This window comes from Myxococcota bacterium, from assembly GCA_039030075.1.
In the GTDB taxonomy this organism is placed as follows: domain Bacteria; phylum Myxococcota_A; class UBA9160; order UBA9160; family SMWR01; genus JAHEJV01.
In genome coordinates this window covers 40,642-55,782 of the sequence record JBCCEW010000002.1, presented here as the reverse complement: position 1 = coordinate 55,782, position 15,141 = coordinate 40,642, and the positions used below count along the sequence as shown (strand labels likewise).

Annotated in this window: 14 protein-coding genes; 2 read left to right on the top strand and 12 right to left on the bottom strand. The window is 70.3% G+C overall.

The window, feature by feature from the left end; translation table 11 throughout:
* Positions 1-44 precede the first annotated feature (44 nt).
* Genes gmk through rfaE1 form a run of 4 tightly spaced genes read right to left on the bottom strand, consistent with a single transcriptional unit; the run spans position 45 to position 2,827 of the window.
* Positions 45-680 carry a guanylate kinase gene (gene gmk / locus AAF430_02035; protein MEM7408999.1) on the bottom strand — a complete coding sequence of 212 codons (636 nt, stop codon included), beginning with the start codon at positions 678-680 and terminating at the stop codon, positions 45-47.
* Entirely contained in the window at positions 677-937 is a 261-nt protein-coding gene (locus tag AAF430_02030; protein MEM7408998.1) for a DUF370 domain-containing protein, read from the bottom strand. The genes gmk and AAF430_02030 overlap by 4 nt, the downstream gene beginning before the upstream one ends.
* Positions 930-1,808, bottom strand: a complete 879-nt coding sequence (locus AAF430_02025; GenBank protein ID MEM7408997.1) for a YicC/YloC family endoribonuclease — start codon at positions 1,806-1,808, stop codon at positions 930-932. Before AAF430_02025 ends, AAF430_02030 begins: the two co-directional genes overlap by 8 nt.
* An 8-nt stretch (positions 1,809-1,816) precedes the next feature.
* Positions 1,817-2,827, bottom strand: coding sequence for a D-glycero-beta-D-manno-heptose-7-phosphate kinase (rfaE1, locus tag AAF430_02020; GenBank protein MEM7408996.1), 1,011 nt, complete (start codon positions 2,825-2,827; stop codon positions 1,817-1,819).
* A gap of 153 nt (positions 2,828-2,980) precedes the next feature.
* Here rfaE1 and AAF430_02015 point away from each other — a divergent pair, with 153 nt between their 5' ends.
* Both AAF430_02015 and AAF430_02010 read left to right on the top strand, forming a co-directional pair.
* Positions 2,981-4,099, top strand: a complete 1,119-nt coding sequence (locus AAF430_02015; GenBank protein ID MEM7408995.1) for an LptF/LptG family permease — start codon at positions 2,981-2,983, stop codon at positions 4,097-4,099.
* Complete coding sequence (locus tag AAF430_02010) at positions 4,099-4,953, top strand: lipopolysaccharide kinase InaA family protein (GenBank protein ID MEM7408994.1); 855 nt, start codon at positions 4,099-4,101, stop codon at positions 4,951-4,953. The genes AAF430_02015 and AAF430_02010 overlap by 1 nt, the downstream gene beginning before the upstream one ends.
* A 4-nt stretch (positions 4,954-4,957) precedes the next feature.
* On the opposite strand, the gene lpxK is transcribed toward AAF430_02010, so the two are convergent.
* The 8 genes from lpxK to bamA all read right to left on the bottom strand — a co-directional run bounded on the left by lpxK (position 4,958) and on the right by bamA (position 14,941).
* On the bottom strand, positions 4,958-6,013 hold the full coding sequence (gene lpxK / locus AAF430_02005; protein MEM7408993.1) for a tetraacyldisaccharide 4'-kinase: 1,056 nt from the start codon (positions 6,011-6,013) through the stop codon (positions 4,958-4,960).
* Positions 6,010-7,263: a glycosyltransferase N-terminal domain-containing protein gene (locus AAF430_02000; GenBank protein MEM7408992.1), complete on the bottom strand. Its 1,254-nt coding sequence runs from the start codon at positions 7,261-7,263 to the stop codon at positions 6,010-6,012. Before AAF430_02000 ends, lpxK begins: the two co-directional genes overlap by 4 nt.
* The gene (gene lpxB / locus AAF430_01995; GenBank protein MEM7408991.1) at positions 7,244-8,407 is read right to left on the bottom strand and encodes a lipid-A-disaccharide synthase; all 1,164 of its coding nucleotides are present in this window, start codon (positions 8,405-8,407) and stop codon (positions 7,244-7,246) included. The genes AAF430_02000 and lpxB overlap by 20 nt, the downstream gene beginning before the upstream one ends.
* The gene (locus AAF430_01990) at positions 8,404-9,369 is read right to left on the bottom strand and encodes a Gfo/Idh/MocA family oxidoreductase (GenBank protein MEM7408990.1); all 966 of its coding nucleotides are present in this window, start codon (positions 9,367-9,369) and stop codon (positions 8,404-8,406) included. The genes lpxB and AAF430_01990 overlap by 4 nt, the downstream gene beginning before the upstream one ends.
* Entirely contained in the window at positions 9,366-10,199 is an 834-nt protein-coding gene (gene lpxI, locus AAF430_01985; GenBank protein MEM7408989.1) for a UDP-2,3-diacylglucosamine diphosphatase LpxI, read from the bottom strand. Before lpxI ends, AAF430_01990 begins: the two co-directional genes overlap by 4 nt.
* A gap of 4 nt (positions 10,200-10,203) precedes the next feature.
* Complete coding sequence (gene lpxA, locus AAF430_01980; GenBank protein MEM7408988.1) at positions 10,204-10,980, bottom strand: acyl-ACP--UDP-N-acetylglucosamine O-acyltransferase; 777 nt, start codon at positions 10,978-10,980, stop codon at positions 10,204-10,206.
* A gap of 8 nt (positions 10,981-10,988) precedes the next feature.
* Positions 10,989-11,510, bottom strand: a complete 522-nt coding sequence (locus AAF430_01975) for an OmpH family outer membrane protein (protein MEM7408987.1) — start codon at positions 11,508-11,510, stop codon at positions 10,989-10,991.
* 128 nt (positions 11,511-11,638) lie between these two features.
* Positions 11,639-14,941: an outer membrane protein assembly factor BamA gene (gene bamA / locus AAF430_01970; GenBank protein ID MEM7408986.1), complete on the bottom strand. Its 3,303-nt coding sequence runs from the start codon at positions 14,939-14,941 to the stop codon at positions 11,639-11,641.
* Positions 14,942-15,141: the final 200 nt, after the last annotated feature.

Here is a 15,141-nt window from a genome sequence, read left to right as displayed (position 1 = left end):
ACCGGATTATCCCGGCGGCCTCCCGCCGGCCGGCGGTGGCGGCCTCAGGCGTCCAGGAGGCGGCGTACGGCCGGCTCGGGCGCGTGGGCGGCCCGCAGCGCCGCAGTACGCCCGGCCCGCTCGGCCGTCAGGATCTCCAGCACGGTGTCGACGCAGGCACCGAGGTCGTCGTTGACGACCGCGTAGTCGAACCGGGGGCCGTCTTCGAGCTCCCGGCGTGCGAGTTCGAGACGCGAGGCGATCACCTCGGGCGCATCCGTGCCCCGGCCCTCGAGCCGCCTGCGCAACTCGGCCAGGCTCGGCGGAAGGAGGAAGATGAAGCGCGCATCCTCTCGCTTCTCGCGAACCTGGCTCGCCCCCTGGACCTCGATCTCCAGCAGCACGTCGTGGCCCTCACCCAGGGGCGCGTCGATCGAGGCCCAGCTCGTGCCGTAGCGATTGCCGTTGTACTCGGCCCACTCGAGGAACGCCCCCTCGGCGTCCATCGTGACGAAGCGGTCCGCGTCGACGAAGTGGTAGTCGTGGCCGTCCTGCTCGCCGTTGCGGATCGGACGGGTCGTGTGGGAGACCGAGAAGACGATGTCCGGGTCCTGCTCGACGACGCGCCGGCACACGGTGGTCTTGCCGGTACCCGACGGCGCGGCCACGACGACCGGAAATCCGACCCGGGCTGCGCTCAAGCCTCGACCCCCTCTTCGCTCTCGACCCGAGCCGCGATCGTCTCGGGGTTGATCGCCGAGAGGATCACGTGATCGCTGTCGGTCACGATGATCGAGCGCGTGCGTCGGCCCTGGGTCGAGTCGATCAGCTTCCCGCGGCGCGAGGCTTCGTCGCGCAGCCGCTTCATGGGGGCGGTCGAAGAGGAGACGATCGCCACGACGCGCGCCGACATCACGAGGTTGCCGTAGCCGATGTTGAGGAGCGCGCGGCTACTCAACGTTCAATACCTGCTCGCGCAGCCGCTCGAGCTCATTCTTGAGCTCGACGACGACATGGGCGATCGCGGCGTCGTTGCCCTTCGAGCCCACCGTGTTCGATTCGCGACCCAGCTCCTGGAGCAGGAACTCGAGGCGACGGCCGGTGGGCTTGCCGGGCGCGCCGGCGCTCAGGAAATCGCGGAACTGGGCGACGTGGCTCTGCAGCCGGACGATCTCTTCGCTGATGTCCATCCGGTCGGCCGCGATCACGATCTCCTGGTGGAGACGCGCCTCGTCGAGCAGGCCGGTGTCGTTCTCGAGCTGCCGGGCGCGCTTGCGCAGGCGCTCGCGCACCGCCTCCTGCACCTCGCCCGAGCGCTCCTCCAGCTCCGAGGCGAGGCGCTCCACGGTCTCGAGGCGCCCGCGCAGATCGCGCTCGAGCGCCGCGCCCTCCTTCGAACGCATCTCCCCGAGCATCTCGAGGGCGTCGTCGACGGCCGTGAGGGTGCGTTCGCCGAGCAGCTCGCCCGCGATCTGGGGCTCGACGAAGCGCGAAACGCCCGGGAGCGAGAGCAGACGCGCGGCATCGAGGTCAGCGGCGATCCCTTCGTTTTCGGACAGGGTCCTCGCCGCGGCCAGATACTCGCGGGCCGCGTCGAGATCGAGTTCGAGCTTCGGTAGCGGAGCGCCACCCTCGGGAGCCGCGACGGTCAAGTCGAACTTGCCGCGATCGAAGCGCTGCTGGACCCGCGCGCGGACGTCGGCCTCGAGCCAACCGAGCATGCGCGGCAAGCGCACGCGCACATCGAGGTGGCGGTGGTTGACCGAGCGCACCTCGAGTTCGAAGGACCAGGCATCGACGCTGTACCGGGCGTTCCCGAAGCCCGTCATGCTCTGGATCATCCGCGACCCCGGGCGGCTTCCAGGAAGGCCGGCAGTGCCGCCTTCAGCTCTTCGGCGCTTGCGGTGGCCGTCCCGACCTTGCCGACCACGATGCCGGAGGCCGCGTTCGCGAGGATCGCAGCCTCCACCAGGGTGCCGCCGGCGCGCAAGGCCAGGGCCAGCGCGGCGATGGACGTGTCGCCGGCGCCGCCGACATCGAAGACTTCGCGCGGTGCGGTCCGCACGTCGACCCCGTCGCCGTCGTCTTCGAAGAGCGACATCCCGTCCGGGCCGCGCGTCACCACGACCGCACCGCCGCCGATGCGCTTGCGGAGCTTCGCGACCGCGCGGGGCAGGTCACTGCGATCGCGGATCTCGAGACCGCTCAGGAGCTCGGCCTCGCGCAGATTCGGTTTGAGCATCGACGCGCCCTTGTAGGGCGTGAGGTCCGCCTTCGGGTCGACCACCACCGGCACGTCGGCGGCGCGAAACCGCTTCATGGCGCCCGACGCCAGACGGCGCGAGAGCACCCCTTTCCCATAGTCCTCGACGATCACCCCGTTGACGCGATCGGCGCGTTCCGCCACCCGCGCGAGCAGCTCACTGGCCACCGACGGGTCGGGCGGCTCGGCGGTCTCGCGGTCGAAGCGCACGATCTGCTGGGTCTGGGCGATCACCCGGCTCTTGCGGGTCGTGGGCCGGCCGGGCACCTGCACCAGTCCGTCCGGGTCGATGCCGAGATCCTTCACCAGCTCGAGGACCCGACGCCCTGCCGGGTCGTCGCCGATGATCGAGCAACACTCCACCGCGCCGCCCAGCGCCACCACGTTCCGGGCCGCGTTCGCGGCGCCCCCCAGCATGGTCGTCTCGTCGCTCACGTGGACCACGGGCACGGGCGCTTCCGGGCTGATGCGGTCGACGTCGCCCCAGATGTACTCGTCGAGCACCAGATCGCCGAGCACCAACAGGCGCACGTTGCGGAAGTCGTCGACGAGGCGTTCGAGGCGACGGAGATCGAGTCTGGGCAAACCACCCTCAGCCAGCAACCCGGGCGTCCGGGAACCAAGTCGGCGGACACCGCCGCCAGGAGACCGGTCGAGGAGTTTAGTGGATCGCGCTCGGAGCTGCTGAGACGCGCCCGGAGCCAGGGCGGAGTGCGTCGTGCCTGATACGCTCTCGCGATGCGGTGGCCGCGCACCCTCTCCTTCTACGTGGCGCGCGAGGTGGTGCAGTACACCCTGCTCGGCCTCGCGGCGATCACGATCATCATGGTCACGCGCAGCCTGGTGCGGGTGCTCGACGAGCTGATCGGCGCGGGCTTCCTGCTCGACGACCTGCTCACCGTGGTGAGCCTGCTGGGCACGATGCTCACCATCTACGCCCTGCCCGTCTCGTTCCTGCTGGGCGTCCTGCTGGCGATCGGGCGCATGGCCGCCGACGTCGAGATCACCGCGATGCGCGCCTGCGGCGTGGGTGTGCGGGGCCTGATGCTCCCGATCGGGTTGATGGGGGTGCTCCTGTCGCTCCTCACGTTCGAGCTGACGGTCAACGTCGAGCCCGCCGCTCGTCGCGAGATGTCTTCGGCCGTGCGCCGCATGCTGGTCCGGGGGGCCTCGGTGGAGGCCGGCCGTTTCAACACGGTCGGCAACCGCACGCTCTACGTCGACGAACGCGAGTCGGCGGGACGGCTGCGCGGCATCGTGATCTCGGACCGCACCGATCCCGAGCGGCCCTTCGTCGTATTCGCGGAAGCCGGCGAGATGAAGCTCGACGACGAGGCCGGCGAGCTCTCCCTGCTCCTGGAACGTGGAGACGTGCACGTCGACCTGCGCCAGGGCGCCGAGGATCGCTACCAGCAGGTGCGCTTCGAGAAACTCGAGTATCGGATCGACATGGCGGCGGCATTGGGGCCGTCCCCTACGCCGCGACCGCGCGAGATGAGCGTCGACGATCTGCGCGCGCTGATCGCCAAGATCGACGCCGGCGAAGACCCGGGACCGCTGCGCGAAGAGCCGCAGCACTACGCCACGAACCTCGCCCAGCGCTACGCGATGCCGGCAGCGCCGGCGCTCTTTGCCTGGGTCGGCGTGCCGCTGGCCATGGGGCGCAAACGCGGCGCACGCGCCTACGGCGTGATCGTGGGGGCGATCCTCGCCTTCGGCTACTACGCCCTGCATCAGTTCGCGGAGCTCCTCGCCACCGAGCAGGGACTGTCTCCCCACGGTGTCGCCTGGGTGCCGAACCTGCTCTTCGCCCTGCTGGGAGGCGTGCTGCTCTGGCGCACGCGGCGCCTCGGCTAGTGGCGTCCGCCGTGGAAGGTCGCCCGGGCTTCGAGCGCAGCCAGGAGCCGGATCAGATCTGGCAGGTGGACGCGCGCTTCGCCGCCGCGCTCCGCGAGCAGGGATGGCCCGCGCCCGACGCGGTCGCGCGCTGCTTCGGGTCCGTTGGATCCGGAGGCGAGGGCTCCGAGGGTCGCGGCGCCACCGCCATCCTCGCGCTGCCGGGCCACTCGGAGCGCCTCCACCTGCGCCCGGTGCGCCACGGCGGACTGCTGGGGCCGCTCTGGGCCGGCTGCATCCTCGGCTTCGAACGCCCGCTGTCCGAGCTGCGGGTCACCGAGACCCTGCGCGCCGCGGGTGCACCGGTGCCGCGCGCCGTGAGCGTCGTGGCCCATCGCCGCTTCGGGCCGCTCTGGGAAGCGATCTACGCGACGGAGCACGTGGAAGACGCCGCGGACGGGCTCGCCTGGCTCGCGCGCGCGCCATCCCGGCCGGCGCGAGTCGCCGGCGCCCGCGCGGTGGGCGCGGCGATTCGTCGTTTCCACGACGCGGGCGGTCAGCACCCCGACCTCCACATCAAGAATCTGCTGCTGCGCGGCACCGAGCCCGAGGTGTGGGTGATCGATCTCGACGGTGCACGCGCCGACGCCCCGCCGACGCCCCCGCGTCGCATGCAAGAGCTGATGCGCCTGGTGCGCTCGCTGCACAAGCGCGGCGTCGCCGAACAGATCGGCGTGCGCGGACTCGCCGCCGGCTTCAGCGCCTACTGCGGCGGCGATCGGGGCCTGCGCGGCGCCCTCTGGCGCTGCCTGCCCCGCGAACAGCGGCGGATGGCCCGACACGCATGGGCGTATCGAGGCGCCTCCGCCGCGTAGCGGGTTAGCGCAACCGCGCTTCGAGCCAGTCGAGGAACGCCCCCGGCGCGTCCACTTCGAGCTCGATCGACAGCACCGCGAGATCCAGCTGCGTCGCCCAGTCCGGACGCAGCTTCACCGCGTCCTTCTCCGTCGTGATCCAGCGCGGCGCCTCCGCCTCGAGGCCGGCAAGGTCCTCGCGACGAAACGCGTGGTGGTCGGGGAAGACCCGCTCGGCCACCACCTTCGCGCCCAGCGACTCGAGGGTGCGCCGCACGCCCCGGGGCTGGGCCACACCGACGAGCATGCCCACCTCGGCGTCGGCCAGGCTGGCCGGTGCGTCGAGCGCCGTCCCGTCGAGCTGGCGCAGCGCATCGGGGGCGCGTCGGGTCGCGAAGCGAAACGCGTCGGGGGCGAAGCGCGCGAGCCGCTGCTCGTCGGCTTCGGGAAGCGGACCGTCGACGACTCCGATCGCGTCCGCGCGACGCAGGGCGCCGGCGGGCTCGCGGAGCGGGCCTCGGGGCAGCACCCGACCGTTGCCGAACCCGAGCCCGCCGTCGAAGGAGACGATGTCGACGTCGCGCGCGAGGCGGTGATGCTGAAAGCCGTCGTCGAGCACGATCACTTCGGCATCGAAGGCCGAGAGCGCGCGTAGCCCGACGAGGCCGCGGTCGCGACCGACCAGGACGGGTACGCCCGGCGCCTTCGCGGCGAGGAGCATCGGCTCGTCGCCGACGCGTTCGGCGGTCCCGCGGACGAAGCGACCGTCCGAAACCACCTCCACGGCTTCCCCGCCGCGACGTCCGTAGCCTCGACTCGCCAACACCACCCGGCGGCCGCGCCGTCGCAGACCCGCCGCGAGCCACGCTGCCAGGGGCGTCTTCGCGGTTCCACCCACGACCAGGTTGCCGACGCTGACGACCTGCGCGGCCAGCTGCCGCCGCGAGAGCCAACCCGCCTCGTGCAGTCGACGATTCCAGGCGGCCCCGACGCCGTAGCCGAGGCTGAGCAACCCGAGCGGCGCCAACCAACAGCGCTGTGCGAAGGACTCCTCGCGCGACTCGAGCCAGCGAAACCTCACCTGCGTGACCCGGCATCGAGGCAGGCTTCGACGAGATCGGCCGCGCGCGCCCCGCTCCCCCGGTGCTCGGCGAGCATGCGTCGCGCCGCTGCGCCCCGGGCGGCCGCCTCTTCGGGCTCCGCGAGCGCGCGCTCCACGGCCGTCGCCAGCGCTTCCGGCGTGGCCACGCGCTCGGCGGCGCCTCCCGCTTCCAGGAGCTGCGCTGCCTGGAGCGTGTTCTCGACGTGGGGCCCGTAGACGACCGGCACGCCTGCCATCGCGGGCTCGAGCACGTTGTGCCCGCCGACCGGCGCCAGGGTTCCGCCGACGAAGGCGAGATGCGCGCGCGCATAGACGCCCGCGAGTTCTCCGAGCGTGTCGAGGATGCCGACCTCTCCGACGGCGAGGGGCGCACCGGCCTCGCTGCGTAGGCGCGGGATGCCACCGGCCTCGCGAACCAGGGACGTCACCTCGGGCACGCGGTCGGGGTAGCGCGGGGCGAGCAGCAGGGCCGACTCGTGACCCGCGCGCTCCCAGCGCCGCCGGGCCTCCAGGAGCGCCGTCTCTTCTCCGGGATGGGTGCTCCCGCCGACGACCAGAGGCGTCTTTCCGAGCCAGTGGTCGAGATCGGGACGCAGCGCCGCCGGCGTGTCCGGAGGGTCCAGCTTCAGGTCGCCCGTGACGCTCACCCGCTCCTCGGACGCGCCGAGCGCGATGAAGCGATCGCGATCTTCCGCACTGCGAGCGCCGATGGCCGCGATGCGCGCGAGCGTCCGCGCGAGGAACGCGCCGAGCTTCTGGTAGCGCGGGAACGATCGATCCGAGATACGCCCGGAAACGAGGACGACCGGGATGCCGGCGCGTTCGCATGCCGCGATCCAGCCGGGCCACAGCTCGGTCTCGACGAGCACGAGCGCGCTCGGTCTTGCCTGCCGCAGCGCCGCGTCCACGGCCCAGGGATGGTCGATCGGCGCGAGTCGGACGGGCCAGTCGGGGTGCATCTCGCGGCCGAGCGCGCGTCCGGTGAGACTCGTGGTCGAGAGGGTCAGTCCGTGTCCGCGCCCGGCGAGCGTCGCGACCAGGCCCGCGGCGGCGCGTACCTCCCCGATGCTGGCCGCATGGACCCAGAGGCCCTCGGCAGTCGCCGCCCCCGCACCGGCCCGCTCGCGCCAGCCGGTACGCCAGGCGGGCCGAGCGACCATCGCGGCGGCCGCGATGGGAGCACCCAGCAGAGCGGTGAGCGCCGCCGCGCTATGCCGGAAGACGCCCACCGAGCATCTCTCGGGCGAGCTCTGCGGCGCGACCCGCGGCACCTCCCTGGGCCAGGGTTTCTCGCACGACGGCGAGCCGCGAACGCTGGGCTTCGCCGGCCTCGGGTTCGAGCAGCGCCAGCACCGCGTCGGCGACGACCGCCGGCTCGGCCTCTTCCTGGAGAAACTCGGGGACGATCGCCTCGCGGGCGATCAGGTTCGGCATGGTCAATGTGTCCACCTGCACCAGGCGTCGCGCCAACCAGGCCGTCAGCGGATTCGTGCGCGCGGCCACGACGATCGGGCAATCGAGCAGGGTCGCCTCGAGGGTCGACGTGCCCGGTTTCAAGAGCGCTACGTCGGCGGCGCGAAACACGGCGTGCGAATCGCCGTCGACGATCTGCAGCTCGAGCAGCTGGGGCAGCTGCGCTTCGGCGATGCCCTCGGTCAGCGTGGCCTCATCGATCGATGCCGCGCGCGGCATCACGAAGCGGATGCGGGGGTCCCGCGCATGGAGCACCCGCGCGATCTCGAGGTGCAGGGGAAGCAGGCGTCGCATCTCGCTGCCGCGGCTGCCCGGGAGGAGCGCGACCACGCGCGCGTCTTCGGGAAGCCCGAGTCGCTGCCGCGCCGCCGCGCGATCGAGGGACGCGCTGACGTCGCGCAGACGCTCGACCAGCGGATGCCCCACATATTCGACGGGAACGGCAGTACCGGCGTAGACGTCGAGTTCGAACGGGAAGATCACCGCGAGCTGGTTCACCCACCGCGCGAGCTTCCGGATGCGCCCGGTGCGCCAGGCCCAGACCTGGGGAGAGACGTAGTAGAGCGTCGGGCAACCGCGACGCCGAGCGCGTCGCGCAAAGGGGATGTTGAAGCCCGAGGAATCGACCAGGACGACGAGGTCGGGCGAGGTCTCGCGCAGCGCCGCGTTCATCTTGCGCCAGGCTGACACGATGCGGTGCAGGTCGGGCAAGAGCTCGAAGAGCCCGCTCACCGCGACGTCGCGCTGGTGGACGACCAGCTCGACACCGGCCTTCTCCATTTCGACGCCGCCCAGCCCGACGAAGCGCGTTTCGGGCGCCAAGCGCCGCAGCTCTCGGACGAAGTCGCTGGCGTAGACGTCTCCCGACGCATCGCCGACCGACATCAGGACCGTGCTCATTCCAGTGCGTCGGTATCCGGCATGGCGTCGATCACCCGCAGCGCGGTGCGGAGCGCGCCTGCCGCCTGGGCGCCGCTGACGCCGCCGAGGTTCTCCCCGCGTCCCTCGCGCAATCCGCGCACGAAGACGTCGAGCTGGGTCGCGAGCGCATCCTCGGGATCGGTCTTCAGCTCCTGCATGTCGATCCGCTTGCCGCCCTCCCCGTCGGGCAGACGCCGAAACAGCATCGCCTTCTGCTCGAGGAAGTCGATCGAGAAGTAGGCCTCGCGCTGGAACAGGCGGAACTTCCGCAGCGGCGTCGCCGAGACGCGGCTGGCGGTGAGGTTCGCGACGCAGTGCCCCGGGAAGGTGAGGCGGGCGTTGGCGATGTCGATCTGCTCGGTGATCACGGGAACGCCCACCGCGTCGACTCCCTCGGGCTCGGCGCCGAGAAGCTGCTGCAGGATCTCGATGTCGTGGATCATCAGATCGCGCACGACGTCGACATCGGTCCCCCGCTCGGGAAACGGGCCGAGGCGGTGGATCTCGCCGAAGCGCGGTCGATCGATCTGCTCGCGCACGACGCGCATCGCGGCGTTGAACCATTCCTGGTGACCCACCTGGAGCACGCGATCCCGCTCGTCGGCCAACGCGACCAGCGCGTCGGCCTGCTCGAGGGTGGCCGCGATCGGCTTCTCGACGAGTACGTCGAGACCGGCATCGATCGCGTGTCGCGCGACCTCGTAGTGGGCGACCGCGGACACCGCGACGATCGCGGCATCGGCCTCGCGGAAGAGCGAGGCGGGGTCGGTGACTCCCTGCACGCCGAGCTCGCCACCAATGGCGCGGGCCCGCTCCGGGTCCTGGTCGGCGACCCCGAGCAGCGACACATCGCCGTGGCTGCGCGCCCGCTCGGAGACCTTCCGCGCATGATGGCCACCCATCACGCCCGCGCCGATCACGGCGAGGCGCAGGGCGCTCACGCGAACTCCGCGCCGTCGACCGCGACGATCGCGATGCCCTGGGCGTCGGCGTCGCGGGCCACGACATCGCGCTCGAGCACGACCGTGGAGCCGGCCTCGAAGGCCAGCACCGCGACGCCCGCCTCGGCGAGGGTCGCCACCGTGGCGGGGCCGATCGTGGGCACGTCGAAGCGCGGGTCCTGGGAGGGCTTCGCCACCTTCACGACGCAGGTCTTCTCGGCGATGGTGCCCGCGCGACGGATGGTCGCGTCGGTGCCTTCGATCGCTTCCACCGCCATCACGGCGCGGTCGCGCACGACGACCGTCTGGCCGATGTCGAGCTCCCCCATCGTCTTCGCGATCGGGAACCCGAAGCGGATGTCGTCCCACTGCGCTTCCGTGGGTTCGGTCTTCGTGAGCACGCCCTTCCCGACCAGCAGCTCGGGCGCATGAGCGTACTGAGGCAGGAGTTCGAGACCGAGCACCTTCAGGAAGTCGGCCAGCTTTCCGAGGATGGTGTCGTCCTTGCGGTCGGTCAGTTGGCCCATCAGGTCCGACGCCTGGGCGTCGAAGCGCAGCGCGTCGGGGTCCTGGAAGAGATCGCTCTTCGTGACCTTCCCGGCCATGACGACTTCGCGAACGCCGGCCGCCTTGAAGGCCTCGAGCCCCTTGCCGACCTCGCCGGGATAGATCCAGGTGACGTCGTCGGCGGCGTCTTCGATGCGCGGGTCGGTCTGGTCGCGCAGGGCGACGCAGACGACGCGCAAGCCGCTCTGCTGAGCGCCCCGCGCCGCCTCGAGCGGGAACACTCCCTGGCCTGCGATCAAACCGAGGACGGCGTCCGCGGACATCTCGCTAGCGGACGAAGCCGCGCTCGGCGGAGCGCAGGAACTTCAGCAGGTGGGCCACGTCGGCCGAGCCGTCGCATTCCGCTTCGACCCGGGTGGTAGCCTCTTCGAAGCGGAGCTTCGACTGGAAGAGGACGTGGAAGGCGTGCTTGATCGTCGCGATGCGATCCTTGTCGAAGCCGCGCCGCTCGAGGTTGATGGTGTTGACCCCGACGAAGCGGGCGCGGTCGCCAGCGACCTTCGAGAACGGCGGCACGTCCTTGCTGACCATCGAGTTCCCGGCGGTGAATGCCGACTCGCCGATGCGCACGAACTGGTGGACGCCGGACATGGCTCCCACCACCGCGAAATCCTCCACGACGATGTGGCCGCTGAAGCCGCTCATCCCGGCGAGCACGCAGTGGTTCCCGATCCGGCAGTCGTGGGCGATGTGGAAGCCGTTCTGGATCAGGTTGCGATCGCCGAGCGAAGTGATCCCACCGTGGTCGGGCAAGCCGACGTGGATGGACACGTACTCGCGGATCTCGTTCTCCTCGCCGATCTCGAGGGTGCCGGTGCGTCCGTCGAAGCCGAGCACCTGGGGCGTCAGGCCGAGGACGGCGAACGGGTGAACGCAGGTCCCAGCCCCGATCTTCGTGCGACCGGTGACGCACACCTGGGACGCGATCTCGACGCCAGGTCCGAGCTCGACCTCGCCACCGATCGTCGAGAGCGGACCCACCGTGACGTCATCGGCCAGCTTCGCGCCCGGGTCGACCACGGCCGTGGGATGAATGTTCGGCACGCCGGCCCTCAGCTCTTCTGGTTGTACTTCTCGATGATGAGGTCGGTGATGTCGAGCGCTTCACGCGTGTAGAGCAGGCCCGGCGAACCACGGCGCATGATCATGGTGAAGCCCGAATCCTTGCCGGCTTCCTCGATCACCTCGATCAGCTTCTTCGTGAGCGGCCCCTCGAGGCGCTTCTGGTCGACCTGGAGCTGGCCCTCGAGCTCCTTCATCCGATTCTGGATCTCGTTGCGCATCTCGGCCAGGTCGAGCTGCTTCTGGAAGAGCGCCTCGTCCGACAGCACGAACTTCTTCTGCTTGAGGTCCTCTTCGAGGCCCTGGTAGCGCTCGATCAGCGGTTGGATCTTGGACTCGGCCTCGCGCTGCTTGCGCGCAAACTCCTCGCGGGCGGCCTTGCCTTCCTTGGTCGAGCTGATGGCCTGGTCGATGTCGACGACGCCGACGCGCACCGCCTGATCCTGGGCGCCGGTGCCCCAGACCAGGATCATGGCCAGGGCGAGCAATACGACTGCTTTGGGAACCTGCATGGAATCCCCTCCAAACGTGGTGGTCCGCAGGCCCCCCGCCTGCCGGCACGCGAGCATATCGCGCCCTCGGTGGATGTGTTCCCCCGGGGACACTCGCCTGGGGGATCGGAAATGCCGGACCCGTGGAATCAGAAAGCCGAGCCGCCGATCGAGAACTCGAAGACGGGGGAGTCTTCCACAGAGAGGCCGTCCAGTGGGAAGCCGAGTACGACGGCCAAGGGGCCGAAGGGGGAGAACCACTGGACGCCCGCCCCGGTACCGTAGCGCCACTCGGTCACGTCCAACAGGTTCAGTTGACGCTCGTCGAAGGCGTTGCCCGCGTCGATGAAGACCACGCCCTGCAGACCCACGGTCTCGGAGATCGGGAAGCGGTACTCGAAGGTGCTGGCGATGAACTTGTTGCCGCCCACCACGTCGGTCTCGTCGAGGTCGTCGAAGTCGTCGATCTCGCGGTCGGTGATGCTGTTGCAGAGGCCGTCGCCATCGCCGAGGTTGATGATGGTGTCGTCTCGACACTCCCCCGGTACGGCGCCGTCGATCGCCGTATTCGTCGCGGTCACGCCCAGCGGCACCAGCGCGTTGCCCGCCACCCGGCGCAGGATCGCGCGGCGCGGCCCCACCGAGCGCTGACGGAAGCCGCGCAGCTGGAACTGGCCCAGACCGCCCAGGAAGTAGCGCTCGGTCAGCGGCAGGGTCAGGTCGTCGTCGATGTCCTGCAGGAAGCGGGTCTGACCGTTGCCACCGGCGACAGCACGCACATCGGCACCCCCTGGATCGGGATCGAACACCTCGAAGTCGCTCACGCGGTTGAAGGGGATCGCCCAGCCCGCGCGCGACGCCACCACGAAGGTCGAGCGATCGAACATCCAGTCGGGCGCGCCCAGGAAGTAAGCGCCGCGCGCTTCGAGGCGCGCGAAACGCGAGAAGCCGCCGAGCCCGCTGCCCTCGAGGCTCAGCGCGTACTGGTAGCCGTCGGTGGGGGCGAGGCGGTCGTTGCGGGTGTCCGCCACGACCGAGAGTCCGACCAGGCTGCTCGAGACCTGGTCCTGCAGCACTTCGCGCTGGATCACCGCGGCCGCGTTCACGTCGCGGTCGTCGATCAGCTCGCGCAGGTTGAAGCTGTAGCGGAGGAAGCCACGGGTGCGGGCGTCTTCGGTAAGGGCGTGGCCGAGCACGAAGTCGGCACCGATCTGGTCCTGCTCGAAGTCCTGGAAGTTGAAGCTCGTCCGCGAGAAGGTCGTGGAGAGGCTGAAGGTCGAGCCCAGGAAGTACGGGTCGGAGAGATTGACGAAGAAACGCTGGGACTGGCGGCCGATGTCCAGCGAGATGTTCGCGCCGTAGCCGCGCCCGAAGAGATTCGACTGGGCGAGCGAGCCGGTCACGACCAGACCATCCTGGGAGGAGAAGCCGGCGCCGAAGGAGAAGGACCCGGTCGGCCGCTCGACCACCGACACCTTCAGGTCGAGCTGGTCGGGCTCGTCGGTGGGCTCGATCTGGAAGTCGACTTCTTCGAAGTAGCCGAGCCCCTCCACGCGGCGCCGGGCGAGCTCGATCTTGCGCTGGGAGTAGAGCTCGCCCTCGACGATCGGCACCTCCCGGCGCACGACCGGGTCGACGGTGATCGAGTTGCCACCGACCTCGATGCGTCGGATGAAGTAGAGCGGCCCCTTCCGCACCTCGAACTGGACGTCGACCTCTTCCGTCGCCGCCGACAGGTTCGAAAGCGGCGTGATCTGGGCGAAGTAGAAGCCGCGATCCTGGTAGTGCTCGGTCAGCGACGCGATGTCGTCGTTCAAGAAACTGCGGTTGAAGACGTCGCCCCGCTTCAGCTTGAGCTTGTCGCGCAGCGACGCGATGTCGACGGTGGAATCGCCGACCACGTCGATCGCCCCGACCCGGAAGAGCTGACCCTCGTCGATCTCGACGCGAACGATCAGACCATCCCCATCGGCGACGACGCGGGGCTCTCCCACCCGGGCCTGGAGGTAGCCGGCGTCGCTGTAGCGGCGCTCGATGCCACGCAGATCCTGGAGGAAGAGCGGCTCCGAGTAGGTGCCCGTGTTGTCGAACCAGGACGTCGCCAGCGAATAGAACTTCCAGGTCTTCGTCTGGAAGCCCTCGGTGAGCGTGTCGTCGTCGAAGGCTTCGTTCCCCTCGAACTCGATCGCCTGGAGCTTCTGCTTCTCGCCCTCCTCGACGTCGAAGTGGATGCCCACCGCCGAGTCACCCAACCGTTCGATCTCGAAGGACACCGAAGCGAGGTAGTAACCCTGGGCCCGATACAGCGCTTCGATGCGCTGGCGGTTCTCGAAGAGCAGCGGGTAGTCGAGGGTCGCCCCGGTGGTCAGGGTCAGGGCGTCGCGGATGTCGTCGCCGTCGACGTTGTCGTTGCCGGCGATCGAGATCTGGCGAACGAGCGGGTTCTCCTCGACCTCGAAGATGAGGATGGGTCCCTCGTCGTTGCGATCGCTGAAGGCCCGGACGTCGCGGAAGAAGCCGAGCTTCTGGATCTCCTCGAGATCGCGGGCGACGCGGGTCTGATCGAGAGGGTCGCCCACCCGAGACGTGATGCGGTTGCGGATCGCGGCAGCCTCGATGCGCCGGTTTCCGCGCACCCGTACCGCCACCAGGCGCTCGCCGGACTCGGCTCGCTGGGCCGACGGATCGGCCAACACCACGTCGAAGCGCACCACGATCCCGTCCTCGACGCTCTCGGTGCTCGACTGGGCCGACACGATCAGGGCCGAGCTGCGCAGCTCGGCGAGGTCTGCGCGCACGACCAGCGGATCGAAGACGGCGCCGGGCTGGGTGCCGAGCCGGCCGAGCAGCTGCTGCTCGAACCCGGGTGCCCCGCGGATGTCGACGCCGACGACCCGCGCGGGGGGTGCGCCGACCACGCGATCGACGATCCGCTCGGCCACTTCCAACAGACGGGCCTGCAGGGCGCCCAGGTCGCGGGCGGTCACGACCTGGGTGGAACTCGCGAGTCCCGCGCGGGCCGGGGTCAGACGGACCGCCAGATCGATCGCGCCGTCGCTCACGAGCTGGGTGGCGCGCCCGGTGACCAGGTAGTCGGCCTCCCACTCGGCGCCGCGGCGGCGCAGGGCGGCGTCGCGGGTTTCGCCCGACTCGGGCACCGGCGGCTCCACGTCGATCGAGTCGTCCACGATCTCGACCCGGCCGTCCTCGGCGAGGATCGACACGAGTTCGCGGGTCAGGGCGCGGCTCGCGTCGGAACGATCGTCGGGACTGCGAAACAGGAACTGGAGAACCGCGATACGCGGCGCGTCTCCCTCGGCGGGCTGGGCCTCCGCGGGGGCGGCCAGCGCGCCGCAGACGAGACTCCACGCCAAGACCCGAACGGCCACGCGCGAGAGGGCACGGTGCAAGCCGGGCCGCGCCGAAGCGCGGCCGTGGCGAATCGATTGCACCCATCCCTCCGAGCTGCTGCGGCGAACTCCCGCCACCTGGATTGTTGCTTTGCCTTGCGCCACCGGCGTCGGCCCGAGGTCGAGGCGCAAGCGGCGGCGGGGACGACCTTCGAGCCTGCGCGCATCGAGTTCGGGACGAAACGGTGTCGAACGCCCGAGCGGTTCTGGGTCTGGGTCGATCCAGACGGCGGGACTCTAGT